The organism is Microlunatus endophyticus, assembly GCF_014646195.1.
Lineage (GTDB): Bacteria > Actinomycetota > Actinomycetes > Propionibacteriales > Propionibacteriaceae > Microlunatus > Microlunatus endophyticus.
Genome location: NZ_BMMZ01000002.1, coordinates 310,662 through 331,444 on the forward strand (window position 1 = coordinate 310,662; position 20,783 = coordinate 331,444).

At 67.1% G+C, this 20,783-nt stretch carries 18 protein-coding genes; 8 read left to right on the top strand and 10 right to left on the bottom strand.

Features of this window, described 5'->3' with window-relative positions:
* Positions 1–4: 4 nt before the first annotated feature.
* The 4 genes from IEY07_RS05160 to IEY07_RS05175 form a co-directional block, all read right to left on the bottom strand.
* Positions 5–1,036 carry a lysylphosphatidylglycerol synthase domain-containing protein gene (locus IEY07_RS05160; protein ID WP_188894099.1) on the bottom strand — a complete coding sequence of 344 codons (1,032 nt, stop codon included), beginning with the start codon at positions 1,034–1,036 and terminating at the stop codon, positions 5–7.
* Positions 1,037–1,056: 20 nt separating this feature from the next.
* The gene (locus tag IEY07_RS05165; protein ID WP_188894100.1) at positions 1,057–3,432 is read right to left on the bottom strand and encodes an ATP-binding cassette domain-containing protein; all 2,376 of its coding nucleotides are present in this window, start codon (positions 3,430–3,432) and stop codon (positions 1,057–1,059) included.
* Positions 3,433–3,608: 176 nt separating this feature from the next.
* Entirely contained in the window at positions 3,609–4,019 is a 411-nt protein-coding gene (locus tag IEY07_RS05170) for a VOC family protein (protein WP_188894101.1), read from the bottom strand.
* A gap of 5 nt (positions 4,020–4,024) precedes the next feature.
* On the bottom strand, positions 4,025–4,471 hold the full coding sequence (locus tag IEY07_RS05175) for a helix-turn-helix transcriptional regulator (RefSeq protein WP_229669730.1): 447 nt from the start codon (positions 4,469–4,471) through the stop codon (positions 4,025–4,027).
* 50 nt (positions 4,472–4,521) lie between these two features.
* On the opposite strand from IEY07_RS05175, the gene IEY07_RS05180 reads away from it, so the two are divergent.
* Both IEY07_RS05180 and IEY07_RS05185 read left to right on the top strand, forming a co-directional pair.
* Positions 4,522–5,214 carry a hypothetical protein gene (locus IEY07_RS05180; protein ID WP_188894102.1) on the top strand — a complete coding sequence of 231 codons (693 nt, stop codon included), beginning with the start codon at positions 4,522–4,524 and terminating at the stop codon, positions 5,212–5,214.
* 96 nt (positions 5,215–5,310) lie between these two features.
* Positions 5,311–7,500 (top strand): catalase, encoded by a 2,190-nt coding sequence (locus IEY07_RS05185; RefSeq protein WP_188894103.1) that lies wholly within the window; start codon positions 5,311–5,313, stop codon positions 7,498–7,500.
* Here the strand turns inward: IEY07_RS05185 and IEY07_RS05190 are convergent, their stop codons facing one another.
* Positions 7,501–8,070, bottom strand: a complete 570-nt coding sequence (locus IEY07_RS05190; protein ID WP_188894104.1) for a P-loop nucleotide/nucleoside kinase family protein — start codon at positions 8,068–8,070, stop codon at positions 7,501–7,503. It abuts the gene before it with no gap.
* 91 nt (positions 8,071–8,161) lie between these two features.
* Between IEY07_RS05190 and IEY07_RS05195 the strand changes: the two genes are divergently transcribed.
* Positions 8,162–8,809 (top strand): winged helix-turn-helix domain-containing protein, encoded by a 648-nt coding sequence (locus IEY07_RS05195; protein ID WP_188894105.1) that lies wholly within the window; start codon positions 8,162–8,164, stop codon positions 8,807–8,809.
* Positions 8,806–10,602, top strand: a complete 1,797-nt coding sequence (locus IEY07_RS05200; protein ID WP_188894106.1) for an ABC transporter ATP-binding protein — start codon at positions 8,806–8,808, stop codon at positions 10,600–10,602. Before IEY07_RS05195 ends, IEY07_RS05200 begins: the two co-directional genes overlap by 4 nt.
* 7 nt (positions 10,603–10,609) lie before the next feature.
* Here IEY07_RS05200 and IEY07_RS05205 read toward each other — a convergent pair whose 3' ends face one another.
* Complete coding sequence (locus IEY07_RS05205) at positions 10,610–11,611, bottom strand: phosphotransferase (protein ID WP_188894107.1); 1,002 nt, start codon at positions 11,609–11,611, stop codon at positions 10,610–10,612.
* Complete coding sequence (locus IEY07_RS05210; protein ID WP_229669731.1) at positions 11,611–13,650, bottom strand: elongation factor G; 2,040 nt, start codon at positions 13,648–13,650, stop codon at positions 11,611–11,613. The genes IEY07_RS05205 and IEY07_RS05210 overlap by 1 nt, the downstream gene beginning before the upstream one ends.
* A 350-nt stretch (positions 13,651–14,000) precedes the next feature.
* Here IEY07_RS05210 and IEY07_RS05215 point away from each other — a divergent pair, with 350 nt between their 5' ends.
* A complete protein-coding gene (locus IEY07_RS05215; RefSeq protein WP_188894108.1) occupies positions 14,001–14,852 on the top strand; it encodes a PP2C family protein-serine/threonine phosphatase in 852 nt (283 codons plus the stop codon).
* 41 nt (positions 14,853–14,893) lie between these two features.
* On the opposite strand, the gene IEY07_RS05220 is transcribed toward IEY07_RS05215, so the two are convergent.
* A complete protein-coding gene (locus IEY07_RS05220) occupies positions 14,894–15,775 on the bottom strand; it encodes a peptidyl-tRNA hydrolase (protein WP_229669732.1) in 882 nt (293 codons plus the stop codon).
* Positions 15,776–15,886: 111 nt separating this feature from the next.
* Here IEY07_RS05220 and IEY07_RS05225 point away from each other — a divergent pair, with 111 nt between their 5' ends.
* Entirely contained in the window at positions 15,887–17,215 is a 1,329-nt protein-coding gene (locus IEY07_RS05225; RefSeq protein WP_188894110.1) for a polysaccharide pyruvyl transferase family protein, read from the top strand.
* On the opposite strand, the gene yczE is transcribed toward IEY07_RS05225, so the two are convergent.
* Positions 17,126–17,854, bottom strand: coding sequence for a membrane protein YczE (gene yczE, locus IEY07_RS05230; RefSeq protein ID WP_229669733.1), 729 nt, complete (start codon positions 17,852–17,854; stop codon positions 17,126–17,128). The two genes, IEY07_RS05225 and yczE, sit on opposite strands and share 90 nt — an antisense overlap.
* 76 nt (positions 17,855–17,930) lie before the next feature.
* Here yczE and yczR point away from each other — a divergent pair, with 76 nt between their 5' ends.
* Entirely contained in the window at positions 17,931–19,379 is a 1,449-nt protein-coding gene (gene yczR / locus IEY07_RS05235) for a MocR-like transcription factor YczR (RefSeq protein ID WP_188894111.1), read from the top strand.
* Here yczR and IEY07_RS05240 read toward each other — a convergent pair.
* Positions 19,372–19,962, bottom strand: coding sequence for an HhH-GPD-type base excision DNA repair protein (locus IEY07_RS05240; protein WP_188894112.1), 591 nt, complete (start codon positions 19,960–19,962; stop codon positions 19,372–19,374). The genes yczR and IEY07_RS05240 overlap by 8 nt on opposite strands.
* Positions 19,963–20,154: 192 nt before the next feature.
* Between IEY07_RS05240 and IEY07_RS05245 the strand changes: the two genes are divergently transcribed.
* Positions 20,155–20,589, top strand: coding sequence for a CBS domain-containing protein (locus IEY07_RS05245; RefSeq protein ID WP_188894113.1), 435 nt, complete (start codon positions 20,155–20,157; stop codon positions 20,587–20,589).
* Positions 20,590–20,783 lie beyond the last annotated feature (194 nt).

Sequence of the window (20,783 nt, forward strand, 5' to 3'; positions counted from 1 at the left end):
CGGTTCACGCCTCGCGGGCTTCGGCCTGTTTGCCCGCCGTACGCCGCCACAGCGCGATCGCCGGGAGTCCGGCGAGCACCGGGATGCCCAGGTCGAAGATCCGCCAGACGACCAGAGCCGCGATCGCCGGAGCTTCGACGGTGGGACCTCCCGATTGGACCAGCGCGGCGACGATGATCGAGTCGACGATCCCGATACCGCCGAACGGCAGGATCGTCAGCGGGAAGGCGAAGATGTAGGCGATCGCGATGTCGATGATGCTGGCGTCGGACCCGGAAACTCCGACGAATCGCAGGCAGAGCACCAGCAACACCAGATCGTCGGCCAGCATCGCGATCATGCCGCCCAGGGAGCGCGGGAAGCCGTACCGGAACCGATCGGAGATATGGCCGCGGAAGTCAACACAGCTCTGCGCCCACTGCTCGGGGTCGACGCTACGGCGGAACCGCTGCGCAATCCTCCCCGACCGCAATCCGACCTGCCGGGCGAGCCCGTCACTGCGCAGGATCAGGATCACCGCAGCGACCAACGCGGCAGCGATCAGCAGGCTGAACACGTCGGCCCAGCGGTAGGAGACTTCCCCGCCGACCAAGACGAGCATCACGAAGCCCAGCAGCGGAAGGGAGAACCGGGTCACCATCAAGGTGATGGTGTTCATCGTCGCCCCGGGAGTGCCCTTCGCCGCGGAGACGCCCCAGGACGTGAACATCGCCACCCGCAGGGCGTAGTTGGCCGGCGCCGGAGCGACGGTGGACATCAGGATCGCACCAAGATCGTTCTGGGTCGCCCGGCCGATCGAGACGCCTTCGATGTAGAAGTGCAGCGGGCTGGCGTTCAGCACCTGGCGGACGGCCAACACCAACAGCAGCACGACCGGCTGCCACCAGCTCAGGTGGCGAAGCGCCGACCACACGACGCCCCAGTCGACGTCACCGAGGCGGTTGATGATCACGGCCCCGACCGCAACGGCCAGTACCGTCAGGATCAGACGTCGCAGCCAGCGACGTCGCGGCGGCGGGGTTTGCCCGGTCGGCATGTTCGCCACCTTAGCGGAGGCTATGGACCGATATAGTCAGCCAGGTACTGCCCGGTCAGCGTGGTGCGGGTCGCCACCAGATCGGCCGGCGTGCCCTCGAAAACGATCCGGCCTCCGTCGTGCCCCGCACCCGGACCAAGATCGATGATCCAGTCCGCGTGCGCCATCACGGCCTGGTGGTGCTCGATCACGATCACCGACCGGCCGGAGTCCACGAGCCGGTCCAGCAGGCCCAGCAGTTGTTCGACGTCGGCCAGGTGCAGACCCGTCGTCGGTTCGTCGAGCACGTAGATGTCACCCGACTCCCCCATCTGGGTGGCCAGCTTGAGTCGTTGCCGTTCACCGCCGGACAACGTCGTCAGCGGCTGGCCGAGGGTCAGATAGCCGAGTCCGACATCGGCCAGCCGGACCAGGATTTTGTGCGCCGCGGGTGTGGAGGTCGCCGTGTCTTCGGAGGAGAAGAATGCCTCGGCCTCGGCCACCGGCATCGCCAGCACCTCGCTGATGTCCCTGTCCCCGAGGCGATACTCGAGCACGTCGGCAGAGAACCGCCTGCCCTCGCAGACCTCGCAGATGATTGCGACACCGGCCATGATGCCGAGATCGGCGTAGATCACGCCGGCGCCACTGCAGTTGGGACATGCACCCTCGGAATTGGCGCTGAACAGTGCCGGCTTGACGCCGTTGGCCTTGGCAAACGCCTTGCGGATCGGTTCCAGCAGCCCGGTGTAGGTCGCCGGGTTGCTCCGCCGAGATCCGCGGATGGCCATCTGGTCGACGACCACCACGCCGTCCCGACCGGCCACCGATCCGTTGATCAAGGAACTCTTGCCCGAACCCGCGACTCCGGTGATCACCACCAGCGACCCGAGCGGGATGTCGACATCGATCTTCTGCAGGTTGTTGGTGTCGGCGCCCCGCACCTCGAGCGCACCCGCGGGCGTACGGAAGGTGGACTTGAGTCGGGCGCGGTCGTCGAGGTGCCGCCCGGTGATGGTCTTGCTCTTCCGCAATCCGTCGACGCTGCCCTCGTACGTCACCGTGCCGCCACCGGCGCCGGCGCCGGGCCCGAGATCGACGACATGGTCGGCGATAGCGATCATCTCCGGTTTGTGCTCGACCACCAGTACGGTGTTGCCCTTGTCGCGCAGCCGGCGCAGCAACCCGTTCATCCGCTGGATGTCGTGCGGATGCAGCCCGATCGACGGTTCGTCGAAGACGTAGGTGACGTCGGTCAGTGACGACCCGAGGTGCTTGATCATCTTGGTTCGTTGGGCCTCGCCCCCGGACAGGGTGCCGGTTGGTCGGTCCAGCGACAGGTAACCCAGGCCGATCTCGATGAACGCGTCCAGGGTGCGAGCCAAGGCATTCAGCAGCGGCGCGACCGCGGGTTCGTCGAGATCGGTGATCCAAGCGGCGAGATCGGTGATCTGCATGGCGTACGCATCGGCGATGCTGGTCCCGTCGATCGTGGACGATCGCGCCTGGTCGCTCAGCCGGGTGCCGTCGCAGTCGGGACAGACGGAGAACGTGATCACCCGGTCCACGAAGGCACGCACGTGCGGCTGCATCGCCTCCCGGTCCTTGGAGAGCATCGACTTCTTGATCTTGGGGATCAGTCCCTCGTAGGTCAGGTTGATGCCTTCGACCTTGATCCTGGTCGGCTCCTTGTAGAGCAGATCATTGAGCTCTCGCTTGGTGAATCTGCGGATCGGCTTGTCCACGTCGAAGAATCCGCAACCGCGAAAGATCCGCCCGTGCCAGCCGTCCATGCTGTAGCCGGGGATGGTGAGCGCGCCCTCGCTGAGAGATTTCGAATCGTCGTAGAGCGCGGTCAGGTCGAAGTCGGTGACCGAGCCCCTGCCCTCACATCGCGGACACATGCCGCCCAGGATGGCGAAGCTCCGACGCTCCTTGATCGTGCGGCCGGCCTTGGTGACATTGACCGCGCCCGCGCCACTGATCGACGCGACGTTGAAGGAGAACGCCTGGGGCGAGCCGATGTTCGGTTCCCCCAGCCTGCTGAACAGGATCCGTAGCATGGCGCCGGTGTCGGTCGCGGTGCCGAGGGTCGACCGCGGGTCGGTACCCATCCGTTCCTGATCCACGATGATGGCGGTGGTCAGCCCTTCCATGACATCGACGTCGGGCCGGTTGAGAGTCGGCATGAATCCTTGGACGAAGGCGCTATAGGTCTCGTTGATCATCCGCTGGGACTCTGCCGCGATGGTCCCGAAGACCAGCGAACTCTTACCGGAGCCCGACACCCCGGTGAAGGCCGTCAACCGGCGCTTCGGGAGATCAACGCTGATGTCCTTGAGGTTGTTCGTCCGGGCTCCGACGACGCGGAGCTGATCGTGACTGTCAGCGGGGTGTGCAACCGCTGTGTCGGCCATGGTGCCTCATCTCTTCCGACGGTAGGGCTCTCCTCGGGCGGCCGACTCTCCTCGGACAGCTGTCCGGCCGACCGGCCGGTCAGGTCGGTGGAGCAGTGTTCGCCGGTGGAGCAGTGTTCGTCGGCGTAGCAGTGTTCGATGATCCCTGGGTAGCACATCAGCTGTCCTGGCAGGGTTCAGTTCCGCTGCTGGATCCGGATCAGGTTGCCCGCGGGGTCACGGATCGCACAGTCCCGGACGCCGTAGGGCTGGTCGGTCGGCTCCTGGACGACCTCGGCACCCCGGCCCGCGATCTCGGCGAAGGTGGCGTCGACGTCCTTGGTCGCCAGCACCACGGCGCCGTAGGTCCCCTTGGCCATCATCTCGGCGATGACCCTCTTCTCCTCATCGGTGACACCGGGGTTGGCGATCGGCGGTGCCAGGACAATGGCGGTGTCAGGCTGCCCGGCCGGGCCGACCGTGATCCACCGATAGGCGCCGGCGCCGACGTCCAGGCGAACCTCGAAGCCGAGGACGTCGCGGTAGAACGCCAGCGATTCCTCGGGATCGTCGAGCGGCAGGAAGCTTGAGTAGATGGTGATGTCCATGGCGTTCAGGCTAGGTGGGCGATGACCCCCGGCGCTTCTCGATTCCTGACCGGTCTGGTGACCTGTTTGGCCACACAGGCGGGCAGCCCGTCGGAGATTCCCGCGGTCAACTCGCGATAGGCGCTGGGCGACATCCCGACCAGCTCGCTGAAGCGGGTGCTGAAGGTGCCCAGCGACGAGCAGCCGACCTCGAAGCAGACCTCGGTCACGCTCAGGTCGCCCCGCCGGAGCAATGCCATTGCGCGCTCGATCCGCCGCGTCATCAGGTACGAGTACGGCGATTCCCCGTACGCCAGCTTGAACCCTCGGCTCAGATGCCCGGCGGACAGATGCACGTCCCGCGCCAGGGTCTCGACATCCAGCGGCAGGGCATACTCCCGATCGATCCGGTCCCGGACCCGGCGCAGCCGGACGAGGTCTCGGCGTCGCTGGTCCTCCGATGCTCTGGTCACCCCACTGATGCTGCCACAACACAGCCCGGGTGACCTGGGATCATCCTGCTATGGGATGGCAACGCACTGAGTACGAGCGCATCGCCGCAGCCTTGCCGGCCGTGGCTGTCCGGCCGCACGGCTCGGTTGTGCTTCCGGACGCGTCCGATGGCTGGAGTGATCTCGACCTCAAACTCACCGCTGACGACCCGATCCCGGCCGGCGTGATCTCCGGCGGCGCCGGTCTGTGGGCGTACGAGGACGTCCGGACGCCGACGCGGGAGACCCTCCGGATGGTTCTGCGCGACGGCCGTCGCATCGATCTGACGGTCAGCGGCGCCGGACGGATCGACGGCCTGCAGCCCGCACCGGACAACGACTTCCGCTTCATCGCCGCGATGGCGGCGACGAAGATCGGCCGGGGGGACCTGCTGATCGGCGGCCATCTCACGCTCGAGTTGATCCGATCCTGTCTGGTGGTGGCCATGCAGTTACGTGACCGGGATCTCGGCACCACGATCCACCGCCGTGGGAGCGACCGGGATCGCGATGCGCAGCAGGCGATGGAGCTGGCCACCGTCCCGCTGACCGCCACGCCACGCCCCAACGTGGTCGAGCAGGTTGCCCGGCGCTACTCGGACTGGCAGAGCGAGCTCGATCCGGCGTACCGATCGGACTGGAGCCCGCTCGAGGCGCTGATCGACCGAGGGACGAGCAAATCGTGGGATGGGGCAAATCGAGGGATAGAACAAGTCGAGGGATAGGGGCAAGAGTCGTCCGCCGGCCGTGCATTCCGACTGGATCTGGGTACGGGGCAGATTCCACGCACTGACCCAGAACAACCAGTGGAGGACTTCGCGATGCAACCGATTCCCGGACGCCCGAGCAGCTCGACTCCGACCGTCGACGAGCCGACCGAGCCGCAAGGCCCGCTGTCCGACAAGCCCGACCAAGCCGCGCCGGACGTGATCACCCCGACGGGAGCTCCGACCGGCGCGCCGACTGCTGCCAACGGCCAACAGGGCGCCCATCTGACGACGTCCCAAGGCGTACGGCTGCGGGACAGCGACCATTCGCTCAAGGCCGGCGAACGAGGCCCCAGCCTGCTGCAGGACCATCACCTGCGCGAGAAGATCACCCATTTCGATCATGAACGGATCCCGGAGCGGGTCGTGCACGCGCGCGGTGCGGCAGCCCACGGCGTCTTCGAGGGCTACGGAACCGCCGACCGGCTGACGGTCGCGGGCTTTCTGCGCAAGGGGAGGCAGACCCCGGTGTTCACCCGGTTCTCGACCGTGCTCGGCTCCCGTGGTTCGGCCGATACGGTACGCGACACCCGCGGTTTCGCGACCAAGTTCTACACCGACGAGGGCACCTTCGATCTGGTGGGCAACAACATCCCGGTCTTCTTCATCCAGGACGGGATCAAGTTCCCTGACGTGATTCATGCCGGCAAACCGCATCCGGACCGGGAGATCCCTCAGGCGCAGAGTGCGCACGACACCTTCTGGGACTTCGTCTCCCTGCACACCGAGGGCCAGGCGCACACGATGTGGAACATGTCCGATCGCGGCATTCCGCGATCGTTGCGGATGATGGAGGGCTTCGGTGTCCACACCTTCCGGCTGATCAACGCCGAGGGCGAGACATCACTGGTCAAGTTCCACTGGAAACCCAAGCTCGGCGTGCATTCGCTGACCTGGGAGGAGGCTCAGCTGATCAGCGGTATGGATCCGGACTTCCACCGACGTGATCTTGCCGACGCCATCGAGGCAGGTGCCTATCCGCAGTGGGAGTTGGGCGTGCAGGTCTTCCCGGACACACCGGAGCAGACCTTCGAGGGAATCGACCTGCTCGATCCGACCAAGATCATTCCGGAGGAGTTGGCGCCGGTGCAGCCGATCGGGCTGCTGACGCTGGACCGCAATCCGACCAATTACTTCGCCGAGACCGAACAGGTCGCCTTCCATCCGGGCAACCTGCCGCCGGGCATCGATGTGACTGACGACGCGCTGCTCCAGGCCCGGTTGTTCTCCTACATCGACACCCAGATCACCCGGCTCGGTGGCCCGAATTTCGGACAGATCCCCATCAATCGTCCGCACGCACCGGTCAACGACATGTTGCGTGACGGCTTCCACCAGGACGCCGTGCACAGCGGGGTTGCCCCCTACAAGCCGAATTCCCTGGACGGCGGCTGCCCGTTCTTCGCCGGTGCCGATGATCACGCCTTCATCGATGCGCCGACCAAGATCGCCGCGGAGGCCACCAAGGTCCGCGCCCAGCCGGCGTCGTTCGATGATCATTTCAGTCAGGTCCGACTGTTCTGGTTGAGCATGACCCCGGTGGAGCAGGAGCACATCATTCGCTCCTACACCTTCGAGTTGGGCAAGGTCTACGAGCAGTCGATCAAGGAACGCCAACTCCTCGCGCTGGCCAACATCGATCCGGTGCTGTGTTCGGAGGTTGCCACCGGACTGGGTCTTCCGGCGCCCGAGCCAACCGAGACACTCACCGATCCCGAGCCGAGCCCGGCGCTGTCCCAGGTCGGCAAGGAATGGCCGGTCGATGGACGCATCGTGGGCATCGTCGTCGACGACGACACCGACGCCGGAGAGCTCGACGACCTGCGGACCGCGATCGACGAGGCAGGTCTGGTGCCGCTGGTCATCGCGCCGCATGGCGGCAACGTCGCCGGCACGCCGGCCCAGAGGACGTTTGCCACGAGCCGATCGATCGAATTCGATGCCCTGCTGCTGGGTGCGTCCCCCGCGCCGGCTCCGGATGCACTGGCCTCCCGGGACGGTAAGGCCGGCGTGGCCGACCGCGATGATCTTGATCCGCGGGTCGTGTTGCTGATCGAGGAGTGTTTCCGTCAGGCCAAGGCGATCGGCGCCTGGGGAGCGGGATCCGACGCGCTGGCCAAGGCGGGTTACCAGGCCGGAACAGGCATCGTCACGGCCGACTCGGCCCAGCAGACCGTCGAGTCCGTGCTCGAGCTGCTGGCCGCACATCGGGTCTGGGAGCGGTTCGCCACCTCGGTCGGTTGATCAGGCCGGTGCGCCCGGCGTAGCCCCAGCAGGGCCGACGACTGCTAATGCGGCGTCGAGCGCACCCTCCCTGGTCGTGGTATCGATGACCGTACGATCCCCGTCACGCTCCGGTTCCCAGTGGGTCCAGTCCAACGACTGGACCCACTGCCAGTCGGGAACCCGTTGGCCGGGCATGTCAGGCAATCGGGCCTCGACCCGCCGACGATGTTCCGCCGGGTCCGGGAGCGACGTCTCCAACACGATCAGCTCTCCCCCGCCCTCCTGGGCCGTCACGGCCCATCCGAAGCGCGATTCCGGTACCGGGCATACGGCGTCGACTACCACGTCGTGGCCGAGCTGAAGATTCAGCCTGGACAGGAAATGGCAGACGAAGTAGCCCTTTGCGCCGACCTGCGCAGTGTCCTGGCGCGCGACCTGGATGGCGGTTTCGATCGCATCAACCCGCAGGTAGGTCGCGTCGATCTGCCCTGCAAGGCTCCGAGCCAGCGTGGTCTTGCCGGTGCCGGGCAGTCCGGCGACCAGCACCAAACGCGGCCGCGTCACCGCAGACTGCTGCCATGTGCTCACAGCAGGAGCCTGCTTCAGCAACAGATCCGGGTCAAGGGCGTCGAACCCGGGCGGTTTGACAACGGTCCTTTCGAAAGGCATTCTTCGAAATATGCCTTTCGATGAGAGGGAGAGCTCCGACCCCACCTGGATGCGCGCGATGGCGCATCCGCTGCGCTGGCAGATCCTCGACGTGCTGCGCTCCAGCCCGGAGCCGATGACGGCAACCCAGGTCAGCGAGGAGGTCGGTGAGAGCCCGGCCAATTGCTCGTTCCACCTGCGCACCCTGGCGAAGTACGGCTTCATCGAGGAGGCAGGCGGCGGCAAAGGGCGCAGCAGGCCGTGGCGCCCACGCGATGTGCAGATCGAGATCAGTGACGAGTCCGGTCCCGATGCGCCTGCCGGTGCCCGGGCGCTGCGAGACGTCATCCGGACGCGGTCGTTCCAGGCGATCGAGGCGTGGGAGCACGACGAGCACTCCTATCCCCCGGCCTGGCGGGAGGCAGCCATGTCGGCGGAGTGGGAGCTCAAGCTGACGATCGACGACCTGGCCGAAATCGAGGCCGAGTTCAAGGCGATCCTTGACCGCTACACGTCGCGGGAGAAGTCGCCGGACGGCGCGGTCCAGGCGAAGGTCCTGGCCTGGGCGTTCCCGATCGGTACTCCGCCCGAGGCCGCCCCGTCACCCACCCGGCGACGCCGCGAGACCTACCTGCGCAGCAGTCGCACTTCGCGCACCGGCACGAACGAGGACCGATGACCGACAGCACGACGTCGAGCCCGGCCCGCTTCCGTACGGTCGTCGACGCGGTCCGACTGGTACAACGCGCCGGCGGCGGCGCCTTCCTGGCAACCCTGTTGCTGTTCGCGGCCTCCAGCCTCGGTCTGGTCGTCGAGCTGATGATCGGCAACCAGCTGTTGAACGTCCTGGTCGGCCACGGCCACAACGCGGTCCTGACACCGCAGATCTGGGCGATGCTGATCATCGTCGTGGTGATCTCCGGGATCGTCGCGTTCGCCGGTGCTGCCGGTGCCGGACTGCACCGGCTGCTGACCGAGCGGACCATGCGGCACTGCGCGTCGATCACCCTCGCGCTGGCCGCTCGGGTCCCGCTCCGCGAATTCGAGTCACCGAAGTTCCATGATCGACTCGAACGCGTCCGGCAGAACCACGGCAGCCCGATCCAGATCGCGATCGCCGTCCCGCAGCTGGTCTCGGCGGCCATCGGAGCGATCGCAGTGCTGGTCGGGCTGGCGACCATCAATCCGGTCCTGGTGCCGATCACCCTGGCGTCGGCGGTCCCGATCTGGCTGACCGGACGCAGCAACAGCGACGAGATGTACAGCTTCAGCTTCGGTCACGCCGCCTACGACCGTGCCCGGTTCAATCTGGAGGCGATCATCAACAAGCGCGAGTCTGCGGCCGAGGTCCGGGCCTTCCGGCTTTCCGGCTATCTTTCCGATCGCTGGTCCGGCTACTACGACGACCGCATCACCGAGATCACCAGCCTGGTCCGCACCTTCGTCCGCCGTTCCGCCCTCGGCGCGGCGATCGGTGCCGGCGTGCTGGTCGCCGTCTTCGTGATCATTCTGCTGCTGGTCGGCCATGACGCCATGTCGCTGACCGCAGCCGCTGCCGCCTGTGTTGCGGTGCTGCTGCTGGCGAATCGGTGTCAACAGGCTGCCACCAGTGCGGCACAGTTGGTCGAGCACAGCCACTACGTCGGCGAGTTCCTCGAGCTGGGCGACTGGGCCGACCGGCTGCCGAGCCCGACAGAGGTCACCGTGCAAGCTTTCACGTCGCTCCGGGCCGACGATGTCAGCTTCAGCTATCCCGCCGCCGCCCGGCCGGCTCTCGAGCACGTCTCGTTCACGATCGGCCGCGGCGAGGTGATCGCCATCGTCGGGCCGAACGGGTCCGGCAAGACCACGCTGGCCAAACTGCTGGCCGGGCTCTACCCGCCGACCGACGGCGTGATCAACTGGGACGACAGACCGCTGTCCACGATCACCACCGATGGCGGCCTCTCCGAGGTCGGGGTCGTCTTCCAGGAATTCGGCCGCTACTGGTTCTCGGCGTCCGACAACATCGCCGTCGGCGCCGTGGGACGGGCCGGTGATCACGACGCGATCCAGGCGGCGGCCGACCGGGCCGGCGTCACCGAATTCGTGACTGCTCTCCCCCGGGGATTCGACACTCCCCTGGGCGTCGAGGTCGAGGGCGGCACCGACCTCTCCGGTGGCCAGTGGCAGCGGATCGCGATCGCTCGGGTGCTGTTCCGCGACGCCTCCTTCCTGATCATGGACGAACCGACTGCGGCACTGGATGCCGAGGCCGAGGCGGCACTCTTCGAGACCATCGGTGATCTTGCCCAGGGTCGGACGGTCGTGCTGATCTCACACCGGTTCTCCACCGTCCGCTCGGCGGACCGGATCCTGGTCCTCGACCACGGCAGGCTCATCGAGGAGGGCTCCCATCCCCAGCTGATGGCACTCAACGGACGCTACGCGCGGATGTATTCCTTGCAGGCCAAGGCGTACGCCTCGGTCTGATCACGCCTCACCCGCGGGCTGGCCGCCCACCAAGATCAGCCACGAGATTACGCAGGTGGTCGGCAGCGAGGTGGGTCGCCCGGCCGTCGTCATCGGTGAACCACTGCAACTCGCCGACCGCACCCAGCCGGGCGAAGGGCAACAACATCTCCTCCGCGGACGGATCGAGCGGGCCTCCGGCGGCCACGTAGTCCTGCCAGACTTGCTGCGGCGACACCGCGGGATCCGAGTAGGCCAATCCTGCGACCTCGGCGGCGAGTGGCTCGATCCGACAGTCGTCGGTGTCGATAATGCCGACGAGTTGGCCATCGCGGTAGAGCTGGTTGCGCGCATTGAGATCGGCGTGCACCACCGCGCGCGGTTCGTCGGGATGATCATGGCACCAGCTGCGGACCTGCTCATCGAGCTCGGCGACGGCGCCGTCGACGACGCCGACGTCCGCCATGATCTCCGATCCGTCACCGAACCGTCCGATCACTGCCGACCGGACCGGGAGCCACTGATCAGTTGCAGCAAGATCGTCGATCGAGCGGGCACCCGGTCGCTGTGGGAGATCGATCTCCAGCGACCTTCGATGCAACTGTGCCATCACCGCAGCGAGCTGCCGGGCGCGCAGTACCGGATCGATGCCGGTCCCCGGCACGCCGTCGCAGAACGGGTACACAGTGATCACGTGACCGTTGATCACCGGATGCACCTCCGTCTCGGGCGCGACGACCTGCCGGACGGACGACCAGGCCGCGACAACACGGTCCTCGTATCTGACCTGCTCGAGGGTCCGCTCCGTCCGGCTCACCCGCAGCACCCGATCATGGTCGGCACAATGCAGCCGCCAGGACTGGTTGAGCAGTCCTTCGGACAACAGGGCGGCACCGGTCGCAGCGACGCGATACTGCTCATACGCCGCCTCGATCACCCGGTCGGCGGTCAGCCAGAGCGGCTGCCAGCCCCAGTCCGGGCCGTCGTAGTAGTGCAGGCCATCCACGGAGAGCTCACCGCGAGCCGGCATCAGATCCGCGCTCCTTTTCCTCGCGTGGCACGCAACAGGTATTCGCTGCGGTCCAGCGGATTTCGGTCCGTACGTCGTCGCTCGGGCGGCCGGCCGACGACCGGACGGTAGCGGTCGAACGGACTGTCCAGGACGCCTTCGCCCCGGGTCAATGACGGCAGCTCCTGTTCCAAGCCGTGTACCTCACCGGCCGGGATATCGCCCTCCATGACCACCACTGTGCCATCGGTCACCGGCGGCTGCGGGATCGCCCCGTGCGCTGCCAGGACCGGGTAGATCCTGTCCAGCAGCGCCGCCGGCAACTCGAGACGGAAGCGGTGGACGGGCTCCAACACCTCGGTAGCGGCGGATCGCAGGGCGGCCATCACCACGAGTGGAGTGAGGTCACGGAAGTCGGCCCCGGTGCTGGACATTGACTTGCTGAATCCCTGATGTGCATGGCTCTGGCGCGGCGCGTAGCCAGTGTGCGTCAGGGTGATCCGCGCATCGATCAGCTGCCACCCGTGCAACGCCTGCCGGCAGGTCTCGTACACCGTCTCCTCGACCGCGGTGAAGAAGGCGACCGGCATCGTGCCGTGCACGCTCTTCTCCAGGTCGAAAGTGATTCCGCTGCCGCCGGCCTCCGGTTCGACCCGCAGCCCGACGGTCGCCAGGAACGGATTGGCCGCGTCCCGCATGAATTCGACCGCCGTCCCGACGCCGACCGGCCGCTCGACGCAGATCGTCGAGCTCTCCGAGAAGGTCGCATCGATTCCGAAGTCGGTCAGCAGGGTCGCCCCGATCACCTCCTTCTGCACCTCGCCGTACAGACAGACCGAGAGCTCGCCGTGGGCGTCGTCCTGGCGAACGTTGATCAGCGGATCCTGTTCGGCCAGCTGGTCGAGCGCAACCCGGAGAGGGCCCCGGTCGGCATCGTCCACCGGGCTCACAACGGTCTCCAGCGTCGGCGCGGTGAAGTAGTGATCAAGCCGGTGCCGGGCACCGGTTCCAATTTGATCACCGATCCGGGCCTCGGCCAGTCCCCAGAGCTTGCCGATCCGGCCCGCCTCCAGCGGACCGCCGGTCGGCTCGCCGGCGCGATCGAAGACGGTGATCCTGGACACCTTCTGCTGCGTGGTCCGGTCGTCGGAGCCGAGTAGTGTGACCATGTCCCGTTCGGCGATCCGGCCCCCGAACGACCGCACGTACGCGATCTTCTCGCCGCGGGTGCCGCGATCGATCTTGAACACCACTCCGGACGGATCGGCGTCAGTCACCGGCTCGGTCGCCGGCAGGATGTCCGCGATCACCGCCATCAGCTGATCCATCCCGGCACCGGTGATCGCGGATCCGAAGATCACCGGGCAGACCTGGCAGCGGATCGTCTGTGACACCAACGATGCCCCGAGCCTGCCCGCCGAGAGGTGCCTGTCGGCGACGAAGTCGTCGAGCAGTTGATCATCGCCACGGCTCAGGCGCTCGACCAGAGAATCATGGAAGATCGGGTCTGTGGACGCGTACGCGATCGTACGGGCACGGCGGGAACCGGCCTCCTCGACCCGCGACAGCGGTACCACGGCGACCCTGAGCCGGGCTTCGATCTCGGCCAGCAGTTCGTCGGTCCGGGCGCCGGCCCGATCGATCTTGTTCACCAGGATCAGCGTCGGCACGCCGACCCGCCGTAGCGCGCGGGTCAGGACACGGGTCTGGGCCTGAACGCCCTCGACAGCCGAGATCACCAGGATGACGCAGTCCAGGATGTCGAGGACCCGCTCGACCTCGGCGATGAAATCGGGATGGCCAGGAGTGTCGATGAGATTGATGACCCGAGCCCGGTCGCCGCTGCCGGTGACGAAGGAGGTCACGGCCGTCTTGATCGTGATCCCGCGCTGACGTTCCAGCGCAAGGGTGTCGGTCTGGGTGTCGCCGGAGTCGACCCGGCCGAGATGGTCGATGACGCCCGCGGTGTAGAGCAGCCGCTCGGTCAGGCTGGTCTTACCGGCGTCGACATGGGCGAGAATTCCAAGATTGAGCGTGCGCAACGGGGTGCTGGTCCTCACGGATAGACATCAGAAGAACTGGGGTGGACCAACCCGTTGCACGCATGTCAGCTCCTGATCGTGAGGTCGCCGGCGACGCCGCCGCGTCCGTTTGCCGGACTCGCCAGGATTCTCGATCGGCCGCCCGGCCAGGTCAACTCATTTCTCCGGTTTCGACTCTCCGCAGGCTTCGGCTTCGACGCTCCGGCACTGCCACACACCGCTGGAGCGCCCCACTGCCCCAGGATTCGCGCAGGATTCCCTTATCCAGCGCGCGCCACTCCTGTCACAACAGGTCTAATGTTCGGATAGTCGGTCGAGCCGGGGAAGGCGCTTAACTCGACGGGTCCTGCGCAGAAAGTGGGGTTGCGTTGCTGAGATTCCGCTACGCGGCGAAGAGCCATCCTGGGCTGCTGCGCGGCAACAACGAGGATGCCGGTTATGCCGGCGCCTATTTGCTGCTGGTGGCCGACGGCGTCGGTGGTGCTGCAGCAGGCGAGATCGCATCGGCCAGTACGGCCTATGTCACCAGCACGGTGTCCATGATCAGCGAGGGCGACCCGATGGCCGTCCTGGCGCAGGCGATCGACTTCGCCCATCAGCATTTGCGCGACGGCGTCCGGATGGATCCCTTGCGGGACGGGATGTCGACCACGCTGACCGCCGTTCTCGGTGATGGCGAGCGCTTCGCTCTGGCCCATATCGGCGATTCACGTGGCTATCTGTGGCGACAAGGATCGCTGCATCGGATCACCCGTGATCACACGCTGGTGCAGATGATGCTGGATTCCGGCCAGTTGCGGTCCGAGGACGTGGCAACGTTTCCCTACCGGTCGGTCATCGCCCGCTCGGTCACCCACGAGGAACCGCCGGAGCCGGACCTGTGCCTCCTGGACCTGCAACCCGGCGACCGGCTGTTGCTCGCCAGCGACGGCCTGACCGACTTGGTGGACGACGAGCTGCTGTGCTCGACGGTGACCGATCATGATCTCGAGTCGGGCGTCCAGGCGCTGGTCGAGCTGGCCCTGGCCGCCGGCGGTCGGGACAACATCACCTGCATCATCGGCGAGGTCGAGGCCGGGGACCTGATCAATCCGCGCGGGATCATGGTGGGCGCCGCCGCGGATCCGCACAACCTGATCGACGGCGCTGCGGTGCACATCGATCACCGGGCGCCGCAGCGAACCGCCCGCCTGCAGACGCTGCTCGAATCGGCCGGGTGAGATCCCGCCCCGGGATCCGTCCGGTTCGGGCAGATGCAGCCTCAGCGCGGGGCGACAGCGATCACGGTCACCGTTCCCGGGGCTATCTCGGTGAATCCGGCATCGCGGACGGCGAGCGCCCGGTGATTTCGCCAGCCGGCAGCCGGGTCGGCGACCAGGGAGCTGAGCTCCTGCCACGTCCGAGCATCGGCGCGGTGCGCGTCGACCGGGCAGCCACGGGCGTACCAGCGCTGCAGCGGGGTTGATTCCTGGCCAGGATCCCCACCGGGGTCCCCGCCCGCCAGCAGCGCCGCCGCGATCATGCCCGCGTGCCCGGTCTGGGCCATGGTCTTGCCGAGCGTCATCACCGGCTCCTCAGGCACCCAGACCCGGAGTGCGTCGCCGTCGGGCGCTCCGGCCGGTGGTTGGTCGACCGGAGCGTCGGTACCTCCGACCTGTAGTTTGGCGACCCGCTTGTCCAACCGACTCACGAGCTCCGGCAACAACACCCGCACCTCGGTGTCGCCATCGGACAGGGTCAGCCCCGGGAGGTCGGCAGTCGCCTCCCACTGAGCGCCGCGACCGCGCCGGGTGACCTTGCGGATGTGCCCAGCGGCATAATCGCTGATCGCCCGCCGCCACGTCGGATCAGTGTCGATCCGAGGATCAAGGCAGAGCCGCGCAGCGCCGCTGGCCGCCAACCGGACCGCGGCATGCCAGGACGGGATCCGATCCCGTTCCATCCGCAGGATCAGCTGCATTGCGCGAATCTGATCCGGGTTCTCGTCACGGTCGTCGAGGACTTCACCCGTGTCCAGGCCGAGCCAGTAGGCGTACCGGCTGCGGAGCGGGGCCAAAGTATCTGTCGCATCGTCCGCGGACTCGGGTCCGATCTGGTAGACCGACTGGTGCAGCGCCCGGCCCGCCGACTGTTCGTTCGTCACTCCCCCATCCTGCCGTGCGGGCCGACGCGATTGAGACCGGCTGCCGCCGGATTGTCCCCTGGTCCGGTTAGGATTCCCGGCAACCACCTCGAGGGAGCGACGAAACACGCTGTGACCACGATCCTGATCCGGGCCCATAAGGACCCCTTCCGAGTAGCGACCGCCGGGCAGACACTGCGGCGCAACCTGATCGGCGGCAACGTCGGCAACCTCGTCTTCAGCCAGTCCGTCTGCCGCCTGCTCAGCACGTCCGACGCCCAGATCCGTACGGCCGCACTACCGCGGAAACAGGACCCGGCACCGTACGAGCGGCTGGTGCTCCCGTTGGCCAACGCATTCCGGCCGGGCTTCGGCCAGACGATCGACCGGCTGACGGAGTTGCTGGAGCGGACATCGGTGCCGACGACGGTGCTCGGGGTCGGTGCCCAAGCAGGCTTGAACGGCAAACCCGACCGCCGGCTCGACCGGACCGTTCGCCGCTTCGTCACCGCGGCGCTCCGGATCGGCACCGGACCGATCGGTGTTCGCGGCGAGTTCACCCGCGACTATCTCGTCGGTCTGGGCTTCGCCGACGACGAGGTCGCGATCATCGGCTGCCCGTCGATGTTCATGTGGGGTCCGGATCTTCAGGTCACCAAGCGTGTGCGCGAGCTCGACCGGTATTCGCCGATCGCGCTCAACATCAGCCCGTACGTCCCCCAGGTCGGTGCGATCTCCCGCGACCAGCCGGCCAGGTACCCGAACATGATCTACTTCGGCCAGAACCTGCAGACCCTGGGGCTGCTGATCACGGGCCATTACCCGGCCGACCCCGATGCCAAGGTGCGCTCGGTGGGCGGCCCGGTCGACCTTGACCATCCGCTGCTCGAGCAGGACCGGACCAGGTTCTTCCTCGACGCGACCACCTGGATCGAGCACCTGAAGAGCTATGAGTTCTCCTTCGGCACCCGGATCCACGGCAACATCGCCGCGCTGCTGGCCGGTGTGCCGGCCCTGGTGCTGGTCCACGACGCCCGGACCCGCGAGCTCGCCGAATACCACCAGATCCCGCATCGGCTGATCAGCGACCGTCCGGAGGAGCTCGACGCCGCCGAGCTGTATGCGGCCACCGACTGGGATCCGATGACCAAGTCCCACCCGGACCGCTGGGCGGTCTTCGACGAATTCCTGTCCCAGCACGGATTGCGTACGGTCTTCGCGGCCGGCGAGGACCGCGGCGCTGACTTCGACCGGCGGCTGGCGGCAACCGACTTCCCCGGCCCCGTCCGGACGCTGAAGGGCCTGCCGCTGCACGAGCTCTATGCGATGCGGGACGAGCTGAACCGGCTGCGGACCGAGAGCCGGAGGCGTTCAGGCCCGGTCGCAGACCGTCTTGTCGCCGCCGGCCGGACGGGCCTGCGGCGTGTCCGCCGGGGTGTCGATCGGGTCCGCAACCGCTAGCCGGACCGTCACCCACGGCAGGAAGAGCTGGACCAGCGGCCCGATGCAGACCGCGTACGCGACCGTGCCGATCCACAGGTCGCCGCCGAGCAGGAAGCCGCCGATCACCACCAGCACCTCGATCCCGGTCCGGACCACCCACACCGGCAGCCCGGTCCTGGCGACCAACCCGGTCATCAGCCCGTCCCGGGTGCCCGGGCCGAGCTGCGCTCCGATGTAGAGGGCACCGGCGAACCCGTTGAGCACGATGCCGATGACCAGGAAACCGATCCGCTCAGCCAACAGGTGTGGCGTCGGTAGCAGCGCCAGGCCGATGTCGACCGAAACCCCGACCAGCACGGCGTTGGCGATAGTGCCGACGCCTGGCCACTGGCGCAGTGGGATCCACAATCCGAGCACCAGGAAACTCACCGCGATCACCACCAGGCCGTAGCTGAGATGCAGATTGCGGGCGATGCCCTGGTGCAGCACGTCCCACGGCGCGACCCCGAGCGCGCCCTGGAGCATCATCGACAATGAGAAGCCGTAGATCAGCAGGCCGACGATCAGCTGGGTCAGGCGCGACGGCAGCCGACCGGCACGGAGTTGGCCCAAAGGCGTGAGCGGCAACAGCCCGGTACTGGATCGATTGCGCGGCATGCAGAGCATTCTGGCAAAATTGGCCTCATACTCAATATCCAATTCTGGATCGGCGGACCTGGACAGGAGTGGACCCATGGCGACGACTCATTGGGTCACCGCGGCGCAGCTGGCCGAGCTGTTGGGCGATCGGAGCTGGCAGCCGCCGGTCTACCGCGACCTGGCCGAGCGGTTGCGGCTGTTGGTGATCGACGGCCAGCTGCCCGACGGGGTCCGGCTGCCAAGCGAACGGGATCTGTCCGCGGGCCTCGGGCTGAGCCGCACCACCGTGACCAATGCGTACGCCGCACTCCGGGATCTGAGCGTGCTGGCGGCCCGCCGCGGGGCCGGCAATTTCGTCCAGCAGCCCGAGGGCGGGATGGCCAGCAGTCTGCTGCCGGTGACCCTGGCCGCCGACGAGGACAACGCGCTGGTGGCGCTCAACACCGCGTCCTCGACCGCTCCTCCGGGGCTGAGTCGTGCCTATCACGCTGCTGCCGAAAGGCTGCCGTCGCTGCTCAGCGGCACCGGCTATTTTCCCGACGGGGTGGAGCCGCTGCGGTCCGCGCTGGCCGATTGGTTCGGTCGTCGCGGACTGCCGACCAGCCCCGAGCAGTTGATCATCACGGTCGGATCGCTCTCGGCCTGGAACGTGATCCTGCAGGCGCTGGTCGATCCCGGTGATCCTGTGCTGCTGGAATCTCCGACCTACTACAACGCCATCGAGGCCTGCCGGCGCCTGGGGACCCGGTTGGTGCCGTTCCCGATCTCGGCCGACAGCTGGGATCCGGGCCGGCTGCAGACCTTGCTGGCGCGGTCGCGGGCGCGGCTGGCCTTCCTGATCCCGGAGTTTCAGAATCCGACCGGGATCTGGCTGGACGAGGAGCAACGGCGGGCCGCCGCCCGGGTGCTCAACCGGCACCAGGTGGTCACTGTCATCGACGAGACACTGCTGGAGTTGCGGCTGGACGGAGATGATGAGCGGACGCCGATGGGGAGTCTGCTGGACAACGCGATCACCATCGGCTCGGCGAGCAAGTCGTTCTGGGGAGGGTTGCGCATCGGCTGGATCCGCGCGCCGAAGCCCTATGTCCGCAGGTTGATCGAGACCCAGGCGACGATGGACAACGGTGCGGCGCCCTACGAGCAGCTGGTGGTCACCGAGCTGATGACCGATGCGGACCGGATCCTGGAGCACCAGCGGCGGCGGATCCGGTCCCAGCGTGATCATCTTGTCGACCAGGCCGCCCGGCTGCTGCCGGAGTGGAACGTCGTCGTTCCGCACGGTGGGCTGTCACTGTGGTTCGAGCTGCCAACCGAGTCATCGAATCTGATCACCGCACTGGCGCGCAAGCGCGATCTTGTGCTGACGCCGGGACCGCGGTTCTATCCGCGTGGCGGCGGGCGTCGGCATCTCCGGGTGCCCTATGTCGGGGAGCCAGCGGTGCTGACCGAAGCCGTACGCCGACTTTCCGTTACCTGGCAGGAAAGCAAGTCCAGCCCTGCCGATACCGGACGGCGTGCGCCGGCGGAGTTGATCATTTGACCTCGACCTCGGCCCGCTGCCGGGCCTTCTCCTCCTTCTTGGTCTGCCGCACCTTGATCAACGACGACGGGTCGACGATGTCGGCGACCGAGCGGAAGACACCGTCCTCGCCGTAGCGGCCGGCCGCCTCGCGCCAGCCCGCAGGCGTGACACCGCGTTGTTTTCCCAACAGGGCAACGAAGATCGAAGCCTTCTGATCGCCGAAACCCGGTAGTGCCGCGATCCGCTTCTTCAACTCGGTCCCGTCGCTGACATCGGCCCACAGATTGGCCGCGTCACCGTCGTACTCCTCCACCAGCGCCTGGCAGACGGCGTGCACCCGCTTGCCCATCGAGCCCGGGAAGCGGTGGATCGCCGGTCGCTCGGCACAGAGCGCGACGAAGTCGTCGACTTCCATCGCAGCGATCCGGCCGACGTCGAAGCTGCCGCCCATCCGCTCGGCTATCACCGCCGGCCCACTGAACGCCTTCTCCATCGGCACCTGCTGATCCAGGGTCATCCCGACCAGCAATGCGCTGGGGCTGGCCGACAACAGGTGATCGGCCTCGTCGTTGCCGGTCAGGTGCAGTTCCGGTGCGCTCATGCGGCCATTGTGTCCCGTCAGTCAGGGTCTTGACCAGTTCCCGTCAGCGGTGCTCGGCCGCTACGGGATCGCCACCTGACAGCTCGGACCGGAGGGAGTCGCCCCCTGTGTTTCGGCGGGAGGGCCGACTACAGTGGGCGGTGTGATCGCCATCACACCCTGAGCGACCGCGTGCGGAGCACGGGAGGCCCCATGCATATCTCAGACATCCTGCGGACCAAGGGCACCGAGGTGGTCATGGTGCCACCGGATCTGCTCGTGCGGGAACTGCTCGACGTTTTCAAGGCGCGCAATCTCGGCGCCGTCGTCGTCTCGGTCGAAGACCGTGTCGCGCTGGGCATCGTCTCCGAACGCGATGTCGTGCGCCACCTGACGGATGGCCCCACCACCCTCGACCAGCCGGTTCACCTGATCATGACACCGGCCGACCGGATGCACACCTGCACCGCATCCGACACCGTCGACAGTCTCGCCCAGCTCATGACCGAGCGCCGGGTCCGGCACATCCCCGTCCTCGACGACGACGGCCTGCTCGCCGGCATCGTCAGCATCGGCGACGTGCTCAAGACCCGGATCGGCGAGCTCACTTCCGAGCGCGACGAACTAGAGGCCTACGTCAGCACGTAGCCGACCGGTACGACTTACGACAAACTCGAGTTGTCATGAGTTCCACGCCGTCAGGCACCGATTTCGGCCGCCGAACTCGAGTTGTCACGACTTTCGCCCTGCCCAGTGACCCCTGCCCAGTGACCCCAGAACCGGCGCGCCGAACCGGGGAACGGCACCCGCGAGCGCAGCGAGCCGGCCCCGAGGTACGAAGG

Excerpts from the sequence above, each read along its gene's own strand:
- IEY07_RS05185 (WP_188894103.1), top strand. The coding sequence starts at position 5,311 with ATGCAACCGATTCCCGGACGCCCGAGCAGCTCGACTCCGACCGTCGAC.
- IEY07_RS05195 (WP_188894105.1), top strand. The coding sequence starts at position 8,162 with ATGCCTTTCGATGAGAGGGAGAGCTCCGACCCCACCTGGATGCGCGCG.
- IEY07_RS05180 (WP_188894102.1), top strand. The coding sequence starts at position 4,522 with ATGGGATGGCAACGCACTGAGTACGAGCGCATCGCCGCAGCCTTGCCG.
- yczE (WP_229669733.1), bottom strand. The coding sequence starts at position 17,854 with ATGCCGCGCAATCGATCCAGTACCGGGCTGTTGCCGCTCACGCCTTTG.
- IEY07_RS05200 (WP_188894106.1), top strand. The coding sequence starts at position 8,806 with ATGACCGACAGCACGACGTCGAGCCCGGCCCGCTTCCGTACGGTCGTC.
- IEY07_RS05160 (WP_188894099.1), bottom strand. The coding sequence starts at position 1,036 with ATGCCGACCGGGCAAACCCCGCCGCCGCGACGTCGCTGGCTGCGACGT.
- yczR (WP_188894111.1), top strand. The coding sequence starts at position 17,931 with ATGGCGACGACTCATTGGGTCACCGCGGCGCAGCTGGCCGAGCTGTTG.
- IEY07_RS05165 (WP_188894100.1), bottom strand. The coding sequence starts at position 3,432 with ATGGCCGACACAGCGGTTGCACACCCCGCTGACAGTCACGATCAGCTC.
- IEY07_RS05170 (WP_188894101.1), bottom strand. The coding sequence starts at position 4,019 with ATGGACATCACCATCTACTCAAGCTTCCTGCCGCTCGACGATCCCGAG.
- IEY07_RS05205 (WP_188894107.1), bottom strand. The coding sequence starts at position 11,611 with ATGCCGGCTCGCGGTGAGCTCTCCGTGGATGGCCTGCACTACTACGAC.
- IEY07_RS05245 (WP_188894113.1), top strand. The coding sequence starts at position 20,155 with ATGCATATCTCAGACATCCTGCGGACCAAGGGCACCGAGGTGGTCATG.
- IEY07_RS05240 (WP_188894112.1), bottom strand. The coding sequence starts at position 19,962 with ATGAGCGCACCGGAACTGCACCTGACCGGCAACGACGAGGCCGATCAC.